The organism is Chryseobacterium camelliae (assembly GCF_002770595.1).
Lineage (GTDB): Bacteria > Bacteroidota > Bacteroidia > Flavobacteriales > Weeksellaceae > Chryseobacterium > Chryseobacterium camelliae.
This window is the reverse complement of sequence record NZ_CP022986.1, coordinates 1,012,286-1,033,686: the sequence shown is the minus strand read 5'-3', so window position 1 is coordinate 1,033,686 and position 21,401 is coordinate 1,012,286. Positions and strand designations below refer to the sequence as shown.

Annotated in this window: 17 protein-coding genes; 4 read left to right on the top strand and 13 right to left on the bottom strand. The window is 41.5% G+C overall.

Annotated features, from left to right (window positions below; genetic code table 11):
• Positions 1-62: 62 nt before the first annotated feature.
• The 3 genes from CGB83_RS04710 to CGB83_RS04700 are packed head-to-tail and all read right to left on the bottom strand — an operon-like array spanning position 63 to position 1,832.
• Positions 63-710: a hypothetical protein gene (locus CGB83_RS04710; protein WP_100074761.1), complete on the bottom strand. Its 648-nt coding sequence runs from the start codon at positions 708-710 to the stop codon at positions 63-65.
• Positions 711-713: 3 nt separating this feature from the next.
• Positions 714-1,415, bottom strand: a complete 702-nt coding sequence (locus CGB83_RS04705; protein ID WP_100074760.1) for a PspA/IM30 family protein — start codon at positions 1,413-1,415, stop codon at positions 714-716.
• A gap of 21 nt (positions 1,416-1,436) precedes the next feature.
• The gene (locus CGB83_RS04700) at positions 1,437-1,832 is read right to left on the bottom strand and encodes a YbjN domain-containing protein (RefSeq protein WP_100074759.1); all 396 of its coding nucleotides are present in this window, start codon (positions 1,830-1,832) and stop codon (positions 1,437-1,439) included.
• A gap of 113 nt (positions 1,833-1,945) precedes the next feature.
• Between CGB83_RS04700 and CGB83_RS04695 the strand changes: the two genes are divergently transcribed.
• Both CGB83_RS04695 and CGB83_RS04690 read left to right on the top strand, forming a co-directional pair.
• Positions 1,946-2,575 (top strand): helix-turn-helix domain-containing protein, encoded by a 630-nt coding sequence (locus CGB83_RS04695; protein WP_100074758.1) that lies wholly within the window; start codon positions 1,946-1,948, stop codon positions 2,573-2,575.
• A gap of 438 nt (positions 2,576-3,013) precedes the next feature.
• Complete coding sequence (locus CGB83_RS04690) at positions 3,014-3,430, top strand: pyridoxamine 5'-phosphate oxidase family protein (RefSeq protein ID WP_100074757.1); 417 nt, start codon at positions 3,014-3,016, stop codon at positions 3,428-3,430.
• A gap of 157 nt (positions 3,431-3,587) precedes the next feature.
• Here CGB83_RS04690 and CGB83_RS04685 read toward each other — a convergent pair whose 3' ends face one another.
• A complete protein-coding gene (locus tag CGB83_RS04685) occupies positions 3,588-4,760 on the bottom strand; it encodes a hypothetical protein (protein ID WP_100074756.1) in 1,173 nt (390 codons plus the stop codon).
• Between the two features lie 652 nt (positions 4,761-5,412).
• Here CGB83_RS04685 and CGB83_RS04680 point away from each other — a divergent pair.
• A complete protein-coding gene (locus CGB83_RS04680; RefSeq protein ID WP_100074755.1) occupies positions 5,413-6,105 on the top strand; it encodes a hypothetical protein in 693 nt (230 codons plus the stop codon).
• Positions 6,106-6,308: 203 nt separating this feature from the next.
• On the opposite strand, the gene CGB83_RS04675 is transcribed toward CGB83_RS04680, so the two are convergent.
• The 9 genes from CGB83_RS04675 to CGB83_RS04635 are packed head-to-tail and all read right to left on the bottom strand — an operon-like array spanning position 6,309 to position 19,953.
• Complete coding sequence (locus tag CGB83_RS04675) at positions 6,309-7,475, bottom strand: PepSY-associated TM helix domain-containing protein (RefSeq protein ID WP_228420105.1); 1,167 nt, start codon at positions 7,473-7,475, stop codon at positions 6,309-6,311.
• The gene (locus CGB83_RS04670; RefSeq protein WP_228420103.1) at positions 7,475-9,892 is read right to left on the bottom strand and encodes a TonB-dependent receptor; all 2,418 of its coding nucleotides are present in this window, start codon (positions 9,890-9,892) and stop codon (positions 7,475-7,477) included. The genes CGB83_RS04675 and CGB83_RS04670 overlap by 1 nt, the downstream gene beginning before the upstream one ends.
• Positions 9,879-11,267, bottom strand: a complete 1,389-nt coding sequence (locus CGB83_RS04665; protein WP_100074754.1) for an AMP-binding protein — start codon at positions 11,265-11,267, stop codon at positions 9,879-9,881. The genes CGB83_RS04670 and CGB83_RS04665 overlap by 14 nt, the downstream gene beginning before the upstream one ends.
• Before the next feature lie 4 nt (positions 11,268-11,271).
• Entirely contained in the window at positions 11,272-11,517 is a 246-nt protein-coding gene (locus CGB83_RS04660) for an acyl carrier protein (protein WP_100074753.1), read from the bottom strand.
• A 1-nt stretch (position 11,518) separates the two neighbouring features.
• Positions 11,519-12,922, bottom strand: a complete 1,404-nt coding sequence (locus tag CGB83_RS04655) for an MATE family efflux transporter (RefSeq protein WP_100074752.1) — start codon at positions 12,920-12,922, stop codon at positions 11,519-11,521.
• On the bottom strand, positions 12,919-14,730 hold the full coding sequence (locus tag CGB83_RS04650; RefSeq protein ID WP_100074751.1) for an IucA/IucC family protein: 1,812 nt from the start codon (positions 14,728-14,730) through the stop codon (positions 12,919-12,921). Before CGB83_RS04650 ends, CGB83_RS04655 begins: the two co-directional genes overlap by 4 nt.
• 7 nt (positions 14,731-14,737) lie before the next feature.
• Positions 14,738-16,054, bottom strand: a complete 1,317-nt coding sequence (locus tag CGB83_RS04645) for a lysine N(6)-hydroxylase/L-ornithine N(5)-oxygenase family protein (RefSeq protein ID WP_100074750.1) — start codon at positions 16,052-16,054, stop codon at positions 14,738-14,740.
• Positions 16,044-18,455, bottom strand: coding sequence for a GNAT family N-acetyltransferase (locus CGB83_RS04640; protein WP_100074749.1), 2,412 nt, complete (start codon positions 18,453-18,455; stop codon positions 16,044-16,046). The genes CGB83_RS04645 and CGB83_RS04640 overlap by 11 nt, the downstream gene beginning before the upstream one ends.
• Positions 18,427-19,953 (bottom strand): pyridoxal phosphate-dependent decarboxylase family protein, encoded by a 1,527-nt coding sequence (locus CGB83_RS04635; protein ID WP_100074748.1) that lies wholly within the window; start codon positions 19,951-19,953, stop codon positions 18,427-18,429. Before CGB83_RS04635 ends, CGB83_RS04640 begins: the two co-directional genes overlap by 29 nt.
• A 215-nt stretch (positions 19,954-20,168) precedes the next feature.
• Here CGB83_RS04635 and CGB83_RS04630 point away from each other — a divergent pair, with 215 nt between their 5' ends.
• A complete protein-coding gene (locus CGB83_RS04630; RefSeq protein WP_100074747.1) occupies positions 20,169-21,266 on the top strand; it encodes a TauD/TfdA family dioxygenase in 1,098 nt (365 codons plus the stop codon).
• Positions 21,267-21,401 lie beyond the last annotated feature (135 nt).

Sequence of the window (21,401 nt, the reverse complement as noted above, 5' to 3'; positions counted from 1 at the left end):
ATGGCAAAGCATGCTCAGGATAGTACTGAGTACGATGAAGAAGATATATAACATGGCACTTCTCAGATTTGAATGATCCGTTCTACATAATATATCCGCTTCTGAGGCTCTTCATCCACAATCATCACGTATGCTCCGTGCTCAAGCAGTTTACCGCCTTTGCTCTTTACCATAAGCGTCATAGGATCATTTCCGATGAACAGTTCCATCATACCTATTTTATCTCCCTGGATGCCTGACTTTAGTCTGCCTTGCCTCCCAAGAAAATCGTAGGCTTTCTCACCTTTATGATTGATCTCCCTGAAAAACGGAGTCAGAGGTTTTAAGATGATCCTGGTGACCAAAACACTGGAAATCAAAACGGGGATCAAAATTACCACGCCCAGCCATGTCGGAAGCGGAAGGTGGAAATTAAGGTAAAAAGAGATCAGCCATGAGATCAGCAGACTGATGGTCAGGAAGTAAGCCATGGGTACAATATCCAGGTTCAGGAACTTGAGGAACTGCAGCCACATGGACGGGTCGTCCGAAAGGTGTATATGTCCATCCGGAGCATCCAGGTCTGCATCCAGATCCGAATCAATACCTATGTCAATATCCAAACCCGTCAAGATGGTAAACAGCCAGTAAATTACTGTCATGGCAAGCAGTACGCTCAAAACAGTATTTACGGGTGAGAATGCGACGTCCAAAAATTCCTGAAAGGTCATCGTTTAGTCCTTTTTAAGTGATTCTTTTAATTTTTTTAAGGCATCTTCAGCCTGCATGTCAGAGTTATTGACAACGGCATCAATTTCGTCATCAATTGTTTTTCCTGCGTTGGATATATCGGAATAGGCTTCTGCCAAGGCTTCCTGTTGGATTACTCTTTCTTTCAGCTTTTCAAGCATGGAGACCGTGCTTCCGGTGTCCATCATGGTCATTTTTTTATTGATATCACGGGTCGCCTCACTTACCTGGACTCTTGCCTTAAGTGTTTTCAGTTCGTTCTCCCATTTAGAAATATTTGACTTCAGGTTGTTGATGTTTCCCTGCATCTTTTCGCATTCAACATGAAGCTTTGCGTGCTCGCCTTCAAGGTGTCCAGAATTTTCCTGAGCTGAGCTCTGTTTTTTCAGGGCCTCTTTGGCCAGGCGGTCAGCTTCTGTTGCATCCACTTCACCATTCTCTGCTTTCTGGACTATGATAACAGCTTTATTGTAGTAATCTTTGGCGGTCTGCTGCTCAGATTCTGCTTCATTTTTCTTTCTTATTGAAAGTGCCTTGAGCTGCGCAAGCGCCTCTGTACTTTTAACCAGCTGTTCTTTCATTTCCCTGATTCCTTGCTCAGTAAGATTGATGGGGTCTTCAAAGCCGTCAATCACCGAGTGGACCTCAGCTTTTCCTATTTTGAATAATCGTGCAAAAATGTTCATTTTGATTTTTTTTAAGTGATTTTATTTACTCATTTCAATCATTTCATTATTGAATTCCCCTACCAGAATTCCCAGTGAATTAATGGATGCCATTACTTCATTCTGTGCCATATTGTCAGTAGGCAGGGTATCCCGGAAAATAACCCTTTTGCCCGTCTGGTCCAGTGCAAACGCACCGTGTACGATGTCTCTGTTCTTTTTTAATAATGACCGGTAAATGGTTTCCGACGGATTTTTAATTTCAAAAAGAAACTGCTCCATAATGAGTATGGAATCAGAAATAATCAAAATCATATTTTTGATTCCGTTGGATTCCTTTTCAATGATTAAGATTCTCTGAGCCTCATCCTCCAGGGTGATGTTGAACTCATAGTCTAACAACCATTCTTTAACCGTTCTGAATATTTGATTTTTCATGATCGTATTTTTATTCAAATTGTATAAGACAAATATAAATCAAAATTTGATAATTGCAAATATTTTTAGCATAATTTTGTTTTAATGTTTATCTTTGCTAAAAAAATAGGCTTATGAGTTTTTTCGGAACCAATATTAAGAAAATAAGACAGGTAAAAGGCTTGAGCCAGAAAGCATTTGCCGATTTGTTTGATCTGAACAGGGGGGTGATCAGCTCTTATGAAGAAGGCAGGGCAGAGCCTAAAATAGAAACCATCCTGAAAGTAGCCAATTACTTTAACCTAGATTTGGATAAGTTGCTGACTGAAATATTACAGGTCAATCAGTTGGCAAGTGTTTCCGATATAGACCGTTTAATGTTTGAGTCTGATAAAAGGGCCGACAGGCAGGAAGAAGTCCTGCATTATAAAGACGGCAGTCCTGTAAAGAAAAATATTTTGCAAAAAATATTAGCAAACATTGATCTGATTCATGAGTTTAAAAAATACCATGATCAGGAATCCCATTATACTGATGGAGATTTATTATTTTTAAGTCTGGAAAAAGCCGGTCACCCGTCACATAGCGTATGGATTGATGGCAACGGATACCTTCATTTTGCTAATGAACAGTCAGGGAAAAGCGGTAGCCATCAACTGCTGTACAACATAGTAGGCCACATTTCTGCAGGCAAAAACAGTACGTTGACAGATATTCTTGCAAGGCTGGAAAGGTTAGAGAATATCGTGCTTAAACAGTTGTAATGCGTAGCCATTATGTTCAGAATAATCATTTTTTCAGTTATGGATTAAACTTGAAATCATTGTTGGCGTGATCTTATGAGTGCCTGTTAGAGTTGTATGTTAGAAAAGATATCCTAGTATTTGCTGATATCTTTTACAAATTCGAGATAAAATATAATTGAGGGAAGGGTACGGAAATTCCTGGTGATAAGAACGTGATTGTTAATCTTGCATTCTGTTTCCTGTACAGAACGGTTTCCCGGAAAAAAAATGACTCGGCATTAATTGTATTGATTCTGCATTTTAAACTATTCATATATCGGTATACCTTTTGGTTACATATGACAATACCGTATTCTTATACTCTTAAAATGGCAGGAATCCAGTACTGAAAACTGACAGAACATAGAACCCAATCTTTATAAAATAGTCGCCAAGACAGTATAAACAAAAATTAATATGAAAAAAGCATCATTAAAAACCATTGCAGAAAAAATGAAAGACCTGGACTTCTGCATGATGGTTACACAGGACGGAAGGCAGGTTCCTCATTCCAGGCCGATGAGCAATAACGGTAAGGTGGAATACGACGGGGATTCCTGGTTTTTTACATTCGAAGACAGCAACAAAGTTGACCAGATTAAGAAGGATAACAAAGTAAGCCTCGTATATCAGACTGACGATATGCTGTTCATAGCGTGTTACGGTACCGCAGCAGTAGTCAAAGATAAAGAAACCTTGAAAGAAAAATGGGTGGACGGCCTTGAGCAGTGGTTTCCGGAAGGCATTGAAACACCGGGAATCTGCTTGTTAAAAGTAAGTGCCAAGCGGGTTACCTTCTGGCATAAGGATGAAGAAGGGGAGTATGTGGCCTGATCGAAACAGATGATGATCCAGAATCATTTTAAACATCTTATTTGGGTATAGAGCTGTGAGATTCATTCCAGCAGCTTTATACCCATTTTTATGATTATCTGAAGAGTCATTAATTTCGCTGGTAGCGGTAAGTATTGGCTATCATTTTAACCTTGGATTATTTTAAATATTTCTCAATGTAGAAATGAAGCATTGATTTTTTATAAGAGGTCAGTCCCTGATCAATCATATCAATCTGATTTTTAAACTCTTTCTGCTGCGAAAGCTTGATAGATTCCCGTGCTATCTCCAGCCGTATCCTGTCTTTCAATGAGAGGTTCCCGAACGGATCGAAGTAGGAATCAATACGGCTGTTGTCCTTAACCCCGGTCCAGGTCCAGTTTTCACTGCCAGCCTTATCGAGCAGCGATTGGTACATTGCCTGTGCCTGTTTCGGTGATATCTTTCCTGATATAACGGATTTTCTGATCCTGAAAAATTCCAGTTCATTCGATTGGTCATTTCCAAGCTGTTCCATGGCGTAATCAACAAGTGTATTATTGATTTTCATGAGTTGACTCTGCATGCCCAAAAGGTTAAATGACAGGATCGCATAGGCATCCTGTTTTCTGAAATGGTCTTTTATATCCGGTTGGCTGAGCCGTCCGAATGCAGAAGGCTGGACTATCGTATAGCCCTGTTCCGCAAGGTTCTGCTCGATATCATGCTTGTGAAAAGCACCGATAACTACCAATACCGTATCGGCAGAAGAATAATTCTCAAGCACTTTCTGGATTCTCTTCGATTGCAAAAATGTCCTGTACAAAAACAAACGTCTGGGAAGATCCAAAGATGTCTTTTCAGACTGTTTCGTATACCAGGAGGCTATACGGTTGATGTAATCCTGTTTTTCTGCAAAATACAGGTCGTCTTCAAAGTCGGATTTTTCCGTAAATACAGTAAACCCTAAAAATCCTTCCTTCTGTCTTACAAATCTCGGAACACCGAGGTCTTTTACTCCAAAGCCTAATTCCGTATCGGTCTCAGAAGGAAGCCAGTCAATAGGATAAAGCGGTATGTTTTTTTCCCTGGCGTAGGGAACCACAGTATATTGCTGTTCATAGGTGAATTCATAAAAGTCGTTGCGCGAAAACTCTTCCGGTGAGCGTTCAACGCAAATTGCTGATGGCTTAACTTTATCGATGAATGCCCTGATTACTGCCGGCTGATGGTTATCATTGATCAGCTGTGTCGAATGTCCTACTCCTAAAACAACGACACTGGGCTTCTGTGCGGAAAATGAGAATACAGCTGAGATAAAAAAGAAAAAGATGAATCTATTTCTGATCATTTTAAAACTATTTTTATAGTGATAGGCAAATATATAAAAGTATCATTCACCGGTCAAGAAATCATGCGAGAATCTTTGAAGAAACCGTATTGTTCAACTTCCCTATAAACCAGACCAGTTCCTGCCTGCTTATCCTTCAAACGGTAGATATTGATAGCCAGGGATTATCTTTTCCTGTTCCAGAACCATTTCTATCTGAAGACATCTCCGTTGGTTACATTAGATACCTGGTTTTTGCCATTTATCAGGCCAATGCTCAGGTCTGCCCATAGAAATAAGGATCAGTTATTAAACCAGGTAACCTTCTAAAAGATGATTATCCAGTGTTGTGTTGTCCAAAGATGGTAATAAGAACCAGCCGTAACGTTCTAAAGTTCGTCTGCCAAAAGCTGAAAATATTTTAAATGCCTATCAAAAATTATCAAATAATATTTTATGTGAAGTAAAATTAGTCGAAATTAGAATCCGAAATAAACAAATCAAATTAAAAATTTACTTCTGGTGATGAAACAGAAAGCCTAATCTATGAACAGGCAACTTTTCACAGGAAAAATAAAGGTGAAGTTCTCACTTTAAACAAGTTTATAAAGTAAAAAAAATGATTAAAGAAATTTTAACCCATCTTTATCATTAGAAAACCCTTGTAAAAGCAATGATTGCAAAAAGAATCTCAATTGCCCTGTTTTGCTACTTCCTTTTTTTTAGGTGCTATGCCGTATGCTCGCTATTTTATTCTTTCATTATTCAGACACCTAACGAAAGCTTGGTCAGGAACACCAATAATGGTTATCAACTGACCATTTTTCAGCTTGAATTTTATTTTTTCCTCATCGTTATATACAGTTTCAGACCTTCCCGGTTTAGCAAAATCATTGTTAAGAGCTACAAAGAAGGTGGAACTGAAAAACTCTCAAAAAAATCTTTTTTTTGGATCGTTTACATAGGTGTGCTGCTTGCCGTCTTCGGGATACCGGTATTGATTTTCAAAAATGTATTAGGAAATATAGCCGATATAATTACAACAGCCAACCGGCACATTATTGATAATACAGGTTTACTGACAATGGCAGTTATTTTTTTAGGCTTTACTATATTGGGCTTTTATTACGACTTTATCAATGCTTTTGATCAGGCCAGAATCCAGTTTTTCAGGTTTCTGCTGGCGTTTATGCTCACAGTTCCGATTTCGGCATTTTTATATCTCATTACGGTTGTACTGCAGATGAAAGCTGATGCATTAATTATCATCTGTCTGGCCTTTAACCTTTCTTTTCTTTATTTGGCACTTAGAGCTTTGTGGAAGCAAAGAAGTCAGAAAAATAATGCATCAGCATTAAAATTTTAGGAAGTAAAGAATTCAAGCTGTCACAAAAAGTGATATCATGCTGAGCTATTGCATAAAAAATAAGACTGACGATAACCTGAAAGTTAAAAAAGGTCCGGAACAGAAGGTGCATCCCTGCATAAAAGGGTGATTTTATCTTTTTAGAATTATGTGCTGACTAATGCAGGACAATTAACGGATAAGGCATATCAATTCTTCAAACCTTAACTTTTGGATTTCTTCTTAGGCTTCTTTTTCTTTTTGTTCAGGTACATGATAAAACCTGTGACGGGTAGGGATGTTGCGATGATTGCTGCTAAAAAATAGATCAGCCTGCCCGGAGTCCCGAGAATGCTTCCTGTATGTAAGTCGTAGTTTCTCTCCCTTAATGCTGAGCCGGATCCCTTTTGATCTTTATAGGACCGATATTGTAAGACTTTTCCTGAATATTGGTCGGAATTATAATTGATATTCCGATAGTACCTGTTGTCTGTGGTAAGTTCAGTATAGTATGTTCCTTCTTCGCTCCTCGGAAAACTGATCAGCGCTGATTTCCTGCCGTGAAGATCTTTGAGCACTCTGTTACCTACCAGGTCTAAAATGTCTTTCTGACGGGTAAATGTTCCTTCAGGGACTTTACTTTCCGCTTTTTTTTCTTTGGCAATACCTCCGTTCAAGGTATTTTTCACCCATTGATCAACATCTTTAAAGCTCCATATCAGTGCCGAGTAACAGATGAATAATAATGGGATGACCGCATAGAACCCTAAAACATTGTGAACATCATAAGTGATTCTTTTCCAGTTGGCGGATGTTTTGATGAAAAACATCCCTTTTAGCATCGCCCTGCTCATTTTCCTTGGATACCAGATTACAAGTCCGGAAAGTAATATGATCATCAAAATAAGGGTAGAATATCCTGTAATCGTTTTTCCTGTTTTTTCTCCTAATAAAAGCCTCCGGTGAAGATTGAGCACAATTTCAAAAAAATCTTTTTTAGCATCTTCCACCTCACGGACTTGCCCGGAGTAGGGATCCACATATACTCTGTAATAATAGATATATGTTCCCCAAAAGGTAGCCGCATCATTATTCATTTTCAAAGTACGGAAAACATAGGTCCTGGAAGGGTCTGAGGAGATTTGAACCCTTTTTATGGTAAGGCTGTCTGGGAGTGCTTTTTCTGCCCTGAGGCTAAGCTCTGAAAGAGGTAATTTTTCGCTTCCTGTTTGTTCCACAAAATACCTCCGGGGATGGATGAGTGGTTTCAGCTCATCTTCAAAAGCCAGGATACATCCTGTTGCTGCCAAGATAACAATGATAAGCCCGGACGTGAGTCCGAGCCATACATGTAACTGATATGCAATCTTTCTTAGTTTCAGTTTCATCATTAAAATTTAAGACTTACTTCTGCTACAAAATTCCGGGGCATCTGGGCTACCACCACTCCCTGGCCGGCAAAATACTGTGCATTCCCCAGGTTATTCATTTTAAATCCGATCCTGTACCTTTCCTTTTCAAGTGAAACTGAAGCATTGATTAAAGTGTAGGCAGGAAAAACAAACTGACCGGTAACCACTTTATTTCCGGTAATCTGTTTACCTACCCGGTTGACCCCGAAGCCTACCCCTAATCCTTTCAGCCCTTCTATAGGAAGAATATAACTGATCCAGGAATTAAACACATGGGCCGGACCTGCGGATTCCGGGCGGAGCCCTTCCACATTAGCATCAGCCTTTTCCCACTTGCTGTCATTATAAGCATATCCGGCCACGATATTGAGCCCCTGAAAAGGATTCATCATGGTTTCTATCTCAATGCCTTTGCTCCTTTGTTTTCCGTCCTGAACCGTAATGTTGTATTCTTTTCCGTCACGGATGACCCCGGCTCCTCTCTGTACATTGTCAACCAGGATATCATAGTACCCGATGGTAAAATTAATTTTATTCCTCCAAAAGTTCCCTTTCACGCCTAATTCCCATTGATTGGCCATTAATGGCTTCATATCTCCGCTGTAATCAGGCAGCTGCTGGGTTACAGGTGCTACATAGCTAAAACCATTCATATAATTTCCATAAGCAGATAAATGGTCTTTGATAATCTGATACACCAATCCCAATTTTGGAGACCAGGCTGTCTGTTTAAATTCTCCGGTACGGATGTTCGTATTAAAATTAAGCTGTCCTTTGCTTTCATAATGATCCATGCGTACGCTTAAAAGGGTAATTAAACGGTCGGTAATATACGTTACGTTTGAAATATAGGCTCCGTAGAGATTGGAAGAAGTATTGTTCCTTACCAGGGGCGCTGCAGAGGTTTGGATCTTCTGGAGAACCAAATCCCGGGAAATGTTTGCATACCCCTGTAAAGTCTGTCCATTGATGTTATCATAGGCAACAATAGGGGAGTGGTTATTATTCAGCGACTGGTTGAGGAAGTCCAGTCCTAACAGCACTTTATTTCTGATTTTTCCGATGTTGAATTCTCCGTTAAAGTTCTGCTGGATACTGGTAGAGGAAGCCTCTGAGTTCTGCCATTGCAGGTTGCGCTCCAGCATGGCATCGCTGGTATTTCCCCTGATGAACTGGTACTGGTAGAGTCCCTCCGTTTTTCTGTAGTTCCTTGAAATCAGCGTTTGGGAATTCCAACGACTGGAAATTTTATAATTGGCTTCAGCTTTTACATTGATTGACGGAGCTTTTAACGTGATGTCATTATTGGAATAGGATTTTTTCCAGTCGAATCCCAGCTCATCCGGATTATGCGCAAAATAAGCTCTGGTCCTGGGAAGGAAAATAATAGGCGTATTGGTTCCCTCATAATTGTAGATCTGCGCACCTAAATCAAATTTCAACCGGTCATTCACCTCATAGCTTAACGTAGGAGCCACAAACAGTGATTTTCTGAATTCTGAATCCCTGAACCCGTTCTGATACTGATAAGCAGCATTCAGCCGGAATAAAGTTTTCCTGGAATCTGTAACAGGTCCGTACACATCGGCTGTTACTCTGTTCAGATTGTAACTTCCCATTAGGTATGAAACTTCTCCGCCGAAATAGTCTTTAGGCTTTTTGGTTACGACATTGATCAGCCCGCCGAAAGAAGTTACCGCACCTCCGTATAAAGTACCGGATGGCCCTTTGATCACTTCGATACGCTCAATATCCGAAGGATCTATTTCCCCGTTGGTATTGGCAGGCACTCCGTCTACCATAGAAACTCTGGTGGGAAAACCCCGGAGGCTGTAATAAAAGCTGCCGTCTCCTGACCCCCTTCCCGGGCTTCCCTGCATTTTGATCATTCCCGGGACATTTTTCAGTACCTCCGAAACATCGTACGTAAGCTGTTCTTTCATCAGCTGCTGATTGATACTCGTATAAGCCTGAGGATTTTCAAGGTTTTTCAGGGGCATTTTAGAAACCGATGTACTGTCTTTATCCAGGAATTTGTTCCTGCTGAAGCCGTAGATGGTAATGCCTTCAATAAGGTTATTTTTTTCCGATACATAAATGGGTGCGATCTCTTCCTGATCTTTTTCAACCGTAATCGTCTGACGCATCAATTCAATATCATTGAGGACAACCTGTAGCATATAATTACCGGGCTCTACATTATCAAAATGGTATTCCCCTGAATGATTGGTTTTTGCCTGGTATGAAGTATTGATAAGTCTTAAAATGGCATTTTTAACCGGTACCTGCTCAGACAACATTACTTTACCATAAATACGGTCGGTTTGCTGTGCTGAAAGGTTATGTGGACACATGGCCCATATGAAAAAGAATACAATAATTTTAAGGATTTTCATGTTGTAGGTTTTGTAAAAGGGGGTAGTTGATTTTACCGTTCTGCGATAATGGGAATGATTCAATATACTCTGTCTGTACATATTGCGGATGGATGTGCAGTTTATTTTTGATGGTATCTTTAATGGCCTGCGGATCTGTTTCCTTATGATCATACATCACCACAATTTTTTTATCCCTGTCATTCAGGCAGGCAAAGGTGCTTCCCTGCAGTTCATTTTTAAGGATAAATTCAACCTCATCAAGGTTAAGACGTATGCCGAAAAGTTTGATAATGCGCTTGATCCTTCCCGTAATGTAGTAGATCCCATCCTGATCCTCCCGGGCTGTATCTCCGGTGCGCAGCACAGGTTTCTGATCATAATCCGCAAGGTCCTCCAGCGTACCGGCATATCCTCCGAAAATACTGGAATGAGAGAAAATCAGCTCTTCCGTTTCTTCGTCAATCGTGAAATTTCCGCCCTTTACCGGAACCCCGATAGAGGTCTCTTCATTTAAAAGCCCCTGAGTAGATAGATACGCCATTCTTCCTCCGGCTTCGGTCTGTCCATATTGAGCAAAGAATTCCTTATTGTATTCCTTACAATAGGAGAAAATGATTTTTCTGAGCTCGTTATTGATGGTGCCGCCTGTATGGGTTAAATATCGTAAGCTCGAAGAATCTTTCCTGAAAAATCCAATTCTGTTCAGGTTTTCATACAGATAGGGGACCCCGCCTAAAGTGCTGTAGCCATATCGGTCCATGTCTTCCCAAAACTCTTTCTGCATGATGTCTTTATCACAGCATACGATTCTTCCGGCACGCATGCAATTTGTGGTCAATATGGAGAAACCATACACAAAATTGATGGGAACATTCAAAGGAACGACATCAGATTCAAGGATCGGCATATATTCAAGAATGCTTAATGCATTCTGATAGAGACCTTCATCTGACAGCTTCACCAGTTTCGGTGTCCCCGTTGTTCCGGAAGTGCTCAGGAGGATTTTAATTTCAGGATTAATTTTAGTTTCATGCCTGTAATCGTCCTTCATAAAGATCTTAATCGTATCTGAAAATTCTTTCAGCGTGTACCCCTCAATGTCATGTCTTTGAGGATCAAAGATGTATTTCGGAAGGTATTCACCCTCCAGCCGGTTTTTAAAATCCGGATGTAGTTTTTGTCCCAGCAGAGCAATGGTATGTGCCGTCCCGTAAAAGTTAAGCAGTGTTTCGATGCTGTGCAGCAAATTGTCATTATAGAGGAACAGCAGCCCTTTTTCTACGGGGTTGAGTCCCAAAGACCGGTACAGCTTTCCTACGGGAATGGTCCTGCCGCTGGAAGCCTCCGTAAACAGGAGGCTTGTATTGGCAATGATGTTTTCTAAAATTTTCATGATATTAATTTTCTACGAAGACTTCGTATTTTTTCATTTTTTCACGGATCTTTCCTACAGTGCCCATTTCCATAATGTCATTAAAGTCAAACTTAACCTGATAATATTGCTCTAAAGCTTCTACAATAAGGAGGTGCGACATAGAATCCCATTCCGGGATTCCCTGATAGGTAAGGTCTTCAGTGATTACTTCTTTTTTTACTGCGATAGCAGTCGCGATAAGGTCATAAAATTCTTCTGTGGTATTCATATTATATTTTTATAGTTTTCCATTTTCCGTTTCTAAAAATCATCAGGAATAATACAGCCAGTACAATCTCCGAAGAAACGATGGCGGCAAAGATTCCTTTCAGTTCCCATTGCAGCCTTACACCCAGGATATAAGCCATAGGAAGCTGAATGACATAAAACATGATGATGTAGAGCAGGGTTACCTGCATAATATTTCCGGCAGCATTCAATGCGCGGCTGATCACCATGGTAAAACCCAACAGCAGGTAAGCCATGGAAACCACGTGAATATATTGTACGGCATATCCGGCCACTTCCGTTTCTGTAGTAAAGAACTGTACTACATATCCGGCAGCAACCTGCCAGAATAAGGCTACGGCAATCAGATACGTCATGTTGATGGTTCCTGCACGCCAAACGGTTTTTTCCGCCCGTTCTGAATTCCCGGCGCCTAAATTCTGCCCGGTAAGAATACCCGCTGCATTCCCGATTCCCCAGGCAGGCATTGTTGCCACTGAAGCAATGCGCTGGGCAATGATGTATCCGGCAAGAGCGGTGGTCCCGAAAGTGGCAATGATTTTAACCATAATCAGCCAGCTTGATGTAGGGATGATGTATTGTACCAGCCCTCCGAAAGCAATTTTCATAATCTTCTTCATCAAAGGAAAATCCCATTGAAAAGGAGTCATAATGCGGATACTGGTCTTTCCTGACAGGAAGATGTATACCTGATACAAAACACCAATGAATCTGGACAGCAAGGCAGCATAAGCCAGCCCCATCAATCCGAAAGCTGGTATAAAGCCCAGCCCGAAAACAAGGACAACGGCAAAGACGATATTGGAAATATGGCAGATCCAGAGAGATTTCATGGCAATGTCTGCATCACCTGCTCCACGGAACAGTCCATTAACAGAAAGCCGGATAATGATAAGCCCTATGCTCAGGAAAACCAACTTTGAAAACAACAATCCGTCAGGTACGCTGTTGCTGTTTAATCCCAGAAAATTCACAATATCAGACGAGAATAAACATGACAGCCCACCGATCAAAACGGCAAAAAACAAAGCCAGTACAATGATATATTGTGCTGTTCCTGCCATTCCTTCATGGTCTTTTTCACCCGCTCTTCTTGCGGTTAAGGTTGCTGCTGCAATACCGATACCTACGGCAATGGCATACGCAAAATTGATGTAGCTGTCCGTAATTCCGACCAGCCCAAGGACTTTATCGCCCAATTTAGCGATGATCAAAAGGTTAACGCTCACGAATACGGACTCCATAACCAGTTCCATCATCATGGGAATTGCCAGACTAAAGAGGGAACGATTGATACTTCCGGAGGTCAGCTCAGTTCTTTTCCCGGCCAGAGCCCCGTAAGTAAAAACCGATCCTTCTTTTAGGATGTTAAGGAATTTCCTCATAGTACAGACACCGGGTTTTTATTGGCAATCTGATATAGAGGATTCGACAGTGCGCCGTCTTTCCTTGGGATGGCAAATGCCTTATTTTCGCTGTAACCGTTGTTTTTCAGTCGGAGGCTATTGATGTAAAACCTTTTGAACTCAGGGACATACAGGTCATATTTTTCATACCGTTCCTGCAGGTGGGCATTTTCTGCTTTATACTGTTCCACACAATGGTGAACAAGCGTCCAGAAAGTCTGCTCTTTCACATGGGAATAGGTATGGAGTATGTCTGAAAGGTATCTGAAGAAAGCATCAAAAACCCCCAGTAAGATAAAAAGCGGTATATTGTCTTTATTAGAAGACTGGATAAGCCCGTCGGCAAGGTGCGCGGGAAGCTTTTCCCTGGCTTCTTTGGTAAGCACGATGTCATCTACGAAATCTTTGATGACGATCCTATGCGGGATCCCGTTTTTCAGGACAATCATAATGTTCTCCCCATGCGGAGTGACACAGAGTGAATGGGTGTAATAGATATGAAGCAGGGGAGTAAGGTAAGCGTCAAGATAGCTTTTCAGCCATTCCTGAATACTTATTTCTGCTTTTTCAGCAAAAGCCTGTACCAAAGGGATCCCGTGATCATCTACATACAGCAGCGAGGCCATCGTGACCATTTCTTCATCTTCTTGAAGGTAATTTTCAGCGCTCTCACGCCATAAAGCCCCAAGAAACTCATTATACTGATACGGTACCTGATCTATGGATGCATATTGCGGATGCAGGTACGTGACTGAAGCTTCCTCTCCTAAAAATATAGTTCCTCTGGCTTTAAGATACGCATCATCTCTGATCAGGCTTTTCACCCAGTCCGTAATGGACGGCGCTATTTTCATCTGTCTGGGAGACAGTCCTCTGATATTTCCGGTACTCAGAATAGAAACGGCAGTTTTCAGGTATCTTTTTTCAGGATGGTCTGTATTGAACAAGGTACGGATACTTTGCTGCGGGCTGTAAACATCATTTCCTTCACCGAGATTAACCAGAAGTCCGGAGGCGATATCTCCCGCAAACTGGACCTGGAGCTTATGCTCCCATTGCCAGGGATGGACAGGAATGAAAAGATAATCATCAACGATTCTTCCCTCATCAGCCAGTTTTTTCGCGAAGCTTTTGTATAAATCATCGCCGATCTCCGAACGATAGAATTCTTCTCTGTCGATATGTTCCAGTGCCTGGAATGTTGCTCTGCTGCGATGTGAAGCCAGCCAGATGACCTTCAGGTTTTCCCGGGCTTCAGGAGCAAAGGTTTTCAAATCACGGGGCGAAAATCCAAGCCTGCTTTTGTTGACGATCACCCACGGATGTCCTGTCATACTGTGCTCAACCGTCTGGTAATCGGCCACTGCCAGGTCTCTTGACGAAATGATCCCTCTGGATAAAATCAAAGCATCACAGTATAAAGTATGGAGCAGTTCTTCTGTATACCTGGCTAGCGTATTCGGGTCAAGGTCAAATACGGCCTGCATTTCTCTGAAGAAATCAGTTACTTCAATGACAGAGTCTGGGTCTCCGTTTTCAGTTTTTGTAATGCTGTCTTTATCAATATGCCAATAATCCATCATTCTTTCCTGTCCTCTGAAGCGGTAGCTGATATTTTCAAAACCTGTTGCTATGGTAAAAACAGAATATCCGGCTTCATCCTCGTAGGAAAAGACGGGTTTCAGAAGTTCTTCATGCATGAGTTCTGCAATTGTTTTTGCCATTAAACTTCTATTGGCCTGTTGCCAGTTTTCTTTGCTTATGGTGTTTTTTAGGGTAGTATTCATTGTTCTGTTAGATTTGGGTGGTGGGTATCTGAGCATATTTTTCTACATCAAAATCCTGGAAAGCAATTTTTTTCTCCATAGGGTAATATTCCCTTCCCAGGATATCATTAATGATAAAGGAATTGCGGTAAGCAGCCATTCCAAGGTCGGTTGAAATGTAACTGTGAGTATGGACTTCAGCATGGAGAACGTAGATTTCCCTACCATGATGATCTATGGAATAATTTCTGTTGACATCAAACAGACCATTGGCATCCCTTTTAATTCTGGATTGAATATTCTCTAAAAATGCAGGCTCCTGATAACGATATCCGGTTCCAAGAATTAGATAATCTGCTTGTTGTTCATAAGGGATTTCCTGCTCTAATTGGGTGAATCCAAGAGTGATAAGGTGGTCACTGCTGTTATCAACCCGGTTGAGCTGGCTGTTCGGGATAATCTTAAGGTTCGGGTCAGCATTATCGATATTGAGATCATATATAAAATCATAAATATCATTAATGAGATCATAATTGATCCCTTTGAACTGGCTTTGCTGCTTCCTTAAAATAGCCCTTTTTGCTTCAGTATTTCTGTTATAAAAATATTCAACATAATCTGGAGAAGTAAGTTCCAGCGTCAGTTTGGAATATTCCATCGGGAAGAATCTGTCCGGCCTTGAATACCATCCGAGTTCCGTATCTATGGATCTGTTCTGGAGAAGGTCATAAAAAACTTCTGCTGAACTTTGCCCTGAACCGATCACCGCTATTTTACGGCCTTTTGAAAGAAGCTCTTCTTTACGGTAAAGGTAGCTGCCGGTATGCAGGATGCGCGGATCATCCTTAGGAATGAACGAAGGAATATGAGGCTGTGTTCCGGTTCCTAAAACCAGGCGTTCTGTCCTGAACACTGTTTTTTCTTTCGTTTTGGTATGAATTGCTGTGACCAGATAAAGGCCGTCTTCAAACCGGATATCCAAAACCTGGGTTGAAAACCGGCATTGAGGAAGCTGTTCAATAACCCATTGACAGTAACGGTTGTACTCTTTTCTCGGAATAAAGAAATTTTCGCGGATAAAAAATTTGTACAGCCTTCCCGTCACTTTCAAATAATTCAGTAAACTTAAGCGGTTAGTAGGATCTGCCATGGAAACACAGTCACATAAAAATGGGGTCTGTAAAGTAACATGGTCGATCATCAGCCCGGGATGCCAGTTAAAACCGTCTTTCTGATCAAGAAAGAGCGTCTTTAATTCCGGGATGGGATCGCATAGGGCGGCTAACCCCAGATTAAATGGCCCTATTCCGATGCCAATAACATTATAAATGGGTTCATGATTCATTTTTGGTGGTGTTTGTAGTGATTGCTATATTTTTATTGTGTGGAAATTTTTCCCAGTACCATTCCCGGTAACAGAAATTAAGGTTGGCTTTTTTGTGGGGCATTTCAATGACTTTATCCACTTTGAAGCCTACATGTGCTTTATTCATCATGGAAGCAAGTGAATCTACAGATCCTTCACCGACCATTTTTCCTACTTCCGGCTGTGCAAATACATAATCTACCATAGATTGTGTAGAGGGCGATACGTATTTTTTCTTCGGATCGGTAGGTGCTATGAATTGATGGGTTCCGTAGTCCGTCGGCAGCACTTCGTAATAATCCCCGACCATATCCTGGCATGCCCAGTACACTTCAATATTACAGCTGGGTTCATCATTACCGGCTATAATATAGCTGTGGGCTTCATCACCGGGCAGCATTAACCGGTAATAGGTTTCAAGCTCATCAATGGGCCAGTTCATCTGCCAGATTTTTATGGCATGTTCCCTGTTGAACCATTCATGAAGCATTTCCAGGTCCTGGTCCAGATCAATGGGCCTCACGCTCATTGTGACGTCTTCCTTGGCGAAATACCGTTTAAAGAAAATGTCTGTCCCTTCAGGGTGGATCAGTTGCTCCGAAAAGAAATGCCTGTGAAGAAGATTGGGAACTTTGGCGTAAGAAATGGAAGAGGCGTTAATCCCTCCGTCAACATCAAGAATAGCGGACCGGAGATTCGATTTTACAGCCCAATAGCGCTGGTGTAAGGCATAATCCGTAAAATCAGAAGGATCAGACTCATGAAGACGGGCAAATTCAGCATACAGGATATGGATCAGTCCCTGTTCCCTGATCAGTCCTGTCTTGCCTAATGAAGATATTAATGCTGCAAAATTACTGACCAGCAAATGATGGGAAATGATATCCAGAAGGCGGCTGTCCCGGATGAAAAGCTCTTCGATTTCAGGACATTTTTCTACTGATTTTTTATAATTTGCTTTAAAGCTCTCCCGTAGAAGATACCCTTGTCCGTCCCGTATGTAAATGGTCTTGGGAAGGTAATCATCATTCAGCTGGATAAGAATATTCTGCTGATGGACTTCCGGAGCCATCCCGAATTCTTTAAACAGAGTATTGAAAGGAGAAAGGAGCAGCTGAACATACCGTGTAAACCAGGTAATAACAGCCTCTTCCGGTGTTATCTCTAACGTTTCAGCAAGATTTCTGAAGAAATAAGCAGCAAACTGATCCTGGCCGGTCAATTCATTCTGACATAATCTTGCCAGTAAAAGTACTTTATCCTGAGCTGAAAAAGGGTTTTCACGGATTAAGATGTTAAAGCTGTCAATATTGTGTTCGTTAAAATAAACGCTCAGGGTAGAAGGCTCGGAGAGCAGTTTAAAGTTCGGGAACTTCTTTTCAAAGGCCTCCTTCCTGTCATTCCACCAGACGGAAGAAGCATATCCTCTTCTGAGGTCTTTCAGGCTATTGGTCCTTACGGATCCTGTCATCAAAACATGCAGGGAGAATTTCAGCATCCAGTTGAACGTAGGGCTGTACAGCGTCCGGATCGATGAGGTCGCATAAAATTCCTCTCCCAGTTGACCGATGTGGATTACTTTTCCTGATCCTATCATTTCCGGATATTCTTCCGTTGACATCAGGTATTGTGCTTCCCAGGGATGGCAGGGAACGATATAGTAATCAGCGATATGGTCGAAGTCATATTTTTCCGGGACAGAAGCCAGTGTGGCGAAAATCTCTTTGGCAGAGGTTCCGGGAAGAGATTGTTCGGAAATGCACTCTTTGTGGATCAGGAAATAATCCAGCTGGAAACCGTTCTCAAACTCAGGAGCATACTGCTCTTGTTCTTCTTCGGAGAATCCCATTCTTGATTTGGTGAAAGGATGAAGGTTATGACCGGCAGGAAGCATCTGTTCCGATTCAAGAAATGAATAGCCGATTGGTTTCTGCCTTTCCGAAATCGCTGCTGAGGTGAGCTGAAGATTTCTTACACTGCTTCTGATCCTTTCGGTAAAACGTTCTGCTCCCTCTACATCAAAAGTATCGCAAAACTCTCTGTAAATCATTCCAGGCAGTTCTTCCGGATGGACTTCAAAAGCTTTATTATTCTTATGGTCAACCACCCATACCGGGAAATCATAGTCATGAAAAGCACTAGCAGACCGGTATGAAATGGGAGCGAACAGGAATACGCCGCCTTTCTTCATCTCAAATCTCATATGAAGGGAATAGCTGCTTTGTTCAAGAGCCCGGGCTGTTAAAGGATCATATTTCGGAACGCCCTGGTAAAACTTTCCGTTTCCCAGCTCTCTCAGCATTCCGTTGAGCAATATCCTGAGGGTGATTTCCTGGGCTCTTCTTCTGGTATTATTTTTCTGGACTAAAGTCTTTTCCATGGAGTTTGATTTTATTGAGGATTTGACGAATGTCTTCTGTCGTTGTGATTGGATTTAACAAAGTGAACTTCAGATAGAAGTTTCCATTAACTTTGGTGCTGGCTAACATGATTTCTCCGCTGTAAAACAGCTTCATCTTGATGAACTGGTTCAGTGCATCAGTATCCGCAATGTCCGGTCTGGTATACCGGAAAACGAGCACGCTCAGGTCCGAATCGGAAAGGAGTTCAAAATCAGGATCTTCAGAAATGATTAAGGCGGTATCTTTAGTGAGATCAATAACGGTATCGGTATATTCTGCCAATTGCTCTTTGCCCATCATTCTTAAGGTGAACCATAGTTTTAGAGCATCAAACCGGCGGGTACTCTGGGTAATGGATTTGTTGATCTGAGCAGGGATCTCTTCTTCATCCATTTCTTTTGGATTAAGATAATCTGCGTGATGCTTAAGAATTAGCAGCTCTCTTTTGTTTTTTACGATAAAAGCACTGCTGCTGATCGGCTGGAAAAAAGATTTATGGTAATCAACCGTTACGGAGTCGGCTCTTTCAATGCCGTTCAGGAGATAACGGTATTTTTCGCTTAATAATAGTGCACAGCCATATGCCGCATCTACATGCATCCATATCTGGTATTGTTCTGCGATATCGGCAATATCGTCTAAGGGATCAACATTACCGAAATCTGTTGTGCCTGCCGTGGCGACAATGCCGATAGGGATATTGCCCATCTGTTCTTCTCTTTTCATGTATTTCTTCAGTAAAGAAATATCCATGCGGAACCTCTCATCGGTCGGTACTTTTACAATGGATTTCTCACCCAATCCTATGATGGAAGCATTTTTCAGATTGCTGAAATGGGATTTATCAGAAACAAATATTCTGAACCGGTCCGCTTCCGGCGGTAAGCCGTCCGCTTTAATGTTGTGGTGGTACCTTTTCTGTGAAAAACAGTCACGCATCATGACGAGGCCCATTAAGTTGCTCTGTGAACCTCCTGCAGTGAAAACTCCGTCACTGTCATTCAGGTCATAGCCAATCTGGTCAGCTGTCCAGTCAATAAGCTTTCTTTCCATGAAAGTGCCTCCCGCACTCTGATCGTAAGTGTCCTGAGAAGAATTGATGGCGCTGACCAGGATTTCTCCCGCCAGAGCCGGAATCACAACAGGGCAGTTAAGATGTGCCACATATTGGGGCAGGTGGAAAGCCGTGGCATGCTTTACATAAATATCATCTACCTCGGAAAGAAGCTCGTGGTAGCTGGAAAGTTTTTGATTGAGATCAATTTCCTGCACTTTTCCTTTCATTTCTTTGGCTTCTATGCCGCTGAACGGTTGGGTATTTCTGTACAGGAACTCCTGGACAAGATCGGCCGTTGCATTGATAGCATTTCTGTAATGATGGTAATTACCGGGATGAAAGATATTTTCAAAATTCCCCAAATCCTGAGATAAAACAGCGTCGGTGAGCGCTCCCGGGGATGTTATATTGTTATTCATAAAGTTCTTATAGAGTGATGTTGTAAAATAGAAATAGGGTCTGTTATTCCATGCATGGAAGTATAGTGATTTGGTAATCAGTTTTTTAAGTTTTCATTTTTTGTATATTTTATTTGGTGGTTGGTAAATTATTCCTAAATTTGAATTCGTTATTGTTATTTAGAATAATTAAAAACAAATATATTAATTATTATCAAACGCCAAATTTATTTCCTATGAATTTTACAGAAATTTTAAAAGAGACCCCAAAAACTCAGGTAACAGTGCTTCCGGAAGTGATTGAAATTACTTCGCAGGAACGGAAAATGATCAGAGACGCGGCGAAGAATCTCCAGAAAAAATACGGAGACTATGAAAACCGTGAATTCATAAAGCAGATTCATCAGCTTTCCTCTTATTTTTTACCCGAAAGGATTTTAAATACAGCCGCTGATTTTTCCAGTGATTTTTCTGAAACCCAATACGGAGCTTTAATCTTCAAAGGGCTGATGGATGTCGACCAGGAAAGTATCGGTTCCACACCGCCTAACTGGCAGTCAGCAGATTACTCGAAATTTAATCTGTACGGTTTTGCCTGTGCCTTAATTCACGGGGCACTGCCCTCGAAACCTGTGCAGTATTATTCGCAACGGAAAGGAGGAGGGCTGATTCATGCCATCATTCCCGACGAGAAAATGAGGGAAACACAAACGGGATCAGGGTCTTCAACAGATCTGTATGTGCACACAGAAGACGCATTCCTGAAGCATCAGGCTGATTTTTTAAGCTTCATGTATATCAGAAATGAAGAGCAGGTTCCCTCAACCCTGTATTCTATCCGTTCACATGAATCGATCGGAAAAAGACATAAGGCTCTTTTTGACAAGATGTACAAAATCCCTAAAGATGCCAATCTGGAAATCAGTGAAGATGAAGAAAATGCCCTGGACTCGGTTTTATACGGTAATCATCAGCTTCCGTTCATGAGATTTGATGCGGCGGAACAGTTGTTCAATCCGGGGATCAGACAGACTGAAGAAGCCCATCATTACCTGACTGAATTCTGGGAAGAGGCACGGCATCTGATTTATTCGGGATTTACTCCGCAGGCGGGAGATGTGATATTGGTTAACAATCATTTATGTGCTCACGGAAGATCTGCTTTCAAGGCAGGGGTCAGGAATATCAACGGAGTGGAAAATACCTGTGAAAGAAGGATTATGCTTCGTATGATGAGCAAGGTAAGCCTTATTGATATGAGGGCACATACCCTTACGGAAGATCCTTTTTTTGTGATAGAAGAACATTTAGGGAAAAACTTTGAACTGCTGTAGCCGGAAACTTCAAGGTCAGTATATTTACTTTTATTACGTACAATGCAAAAGTATCAAAAAATGGTGCCGTCTGTCTTCAGGCGGCATCATTTGGGTATTCTGAATGAGCATGATTCGGCAAAATCATTTGCTGGA

What these genes read in the sequence shown, in the direction of transcription:
- CGB83_RS04710 (WP_100074761.1), bottom strand. Translation starts at nt 710, where the DNA reads ATGACCTTTCAGGAATTTTTGGACGTCGCATTCTCACCCGTAAATACT.
- CGB83_RS04705 (WP_100074760.1), bottom strand. Translation starts at nt 1,415, where the DNA reads ATGAACATTTTTGCACGATTATTCAAAATAGGAAAAGCTGAGGTCCAC.
- CGB83_RS04700 (WP_100074759.1), bottom strand. Translation starts at nt 1,832, where the DNA reads ATGAAAAATCAAATATTCAGAACGGTTAAAGAATGGTTGTTAGACTAT.
- CGB83_RS04695 (WP_100074758.1), top strand. Translation starts at nt 1,946, where the DNA reads ATGAGTTTTTTCGGAACCAATATTAAGAAAATAAGACAGGTAAAAGGC.
- CGB83_RS04690 (WP_100074757.1), top strand. Translation starts at nt 3,014, where the DNA reads ATGAAAAAAGCATCATTAAAAACCATTGCAGAAAAAATGAAAGACCTG.
- CGB83_RS04685 (WP_100074756.1), bottom strand. Translation starts at nt 4,760, where the DNA reads ATGATCAGAAATAGATTCATCTTTTTCTTTTTTATCTCAGCTGTATTC.
- CGB83_RS04680 (WP_100074755.1), top strand. Translation starts at nt 5,413, where the DNA reads ATGATTGCAAAAAGAATCTCAATTGCCCTGTTTTGCTACTTCCTTTTT.
- CGB83_RS04675 (WP_228420105.1), bottom strand. Translation starts at nt 7,475, where the DNA reads ATGATGAAACTGAAACTAAGAAAGATTGCATATCAGTTACATGTATGG.
- CGB83_RS04670 (WP_228420103.1), bottom strand. Translation starts at nt 9,892, where the DNA reads ATGAAAATCCTTAAAATTATTGTATTCTTTTTCATATGGGCCATGTGT.
- CGB83_RS04665 (WP_100074754.1), bottom strand. Translation starts at nt 11,267, where the DNA reads ATGAAAATTTTAGAAAACATCATTGCCAATACAAGCCTCCTGTTTACG.
- CGB83_RS04660 (WP_100074753.1), bottom strand. Translation starts at nt 11,517, where the DNA reads ATGAATACCACAGAAGAATTTTATGACCTTATCGCGACTGCTATCGCA.
- CGB83_RS04655 (WP_100074752.1), bottom strand. Translation starts at nt 12,922, where the DNA reads ATGAGGAAATTCCTTAACATCCTAAAAGAAGGATCGGTTTTTACTTAC.
- CGB83_RS04650 (WP_100074751.1), bottom strand. Translation starts at nt 14,730, where the DNA reads ATGAATACTACCCTAAAAAACACCATAAGCAAAGAAAACTGGCAACAG.
- CGB83_RS04645 (WP_100074750.1), bottom strand. Translation starts at nt 16,054, where the DNA reads ATGAATCATGAACCCATTTATAATGTTATTGGCATCGGAATAGGGCCA.
- CGB83_RS04640 (WP_100074749.1), bottom strand. Translation starts at nt 18,455, where the DNA reads ATGGAAAAGACTTTAGTCCAGAAAAATAATACCAGAAGAAGAGCCCAG.
- CGB83_RS04635 (WP_100074748.1), bottom strand. Translation starts at nt 19,953, where the DNA reads ATGAATAACAATATAACATCCCCGGGAGCGCTCACCGACGCTGTTTTA.
- CGB83_RS04630 (WP_100074747.1), top strand. Translation starts at nt 20,169, where the DNA reads ATGAATTTTACAGAAATTTTAAAAGAGACCCCAAAAACTCAGGTAACA.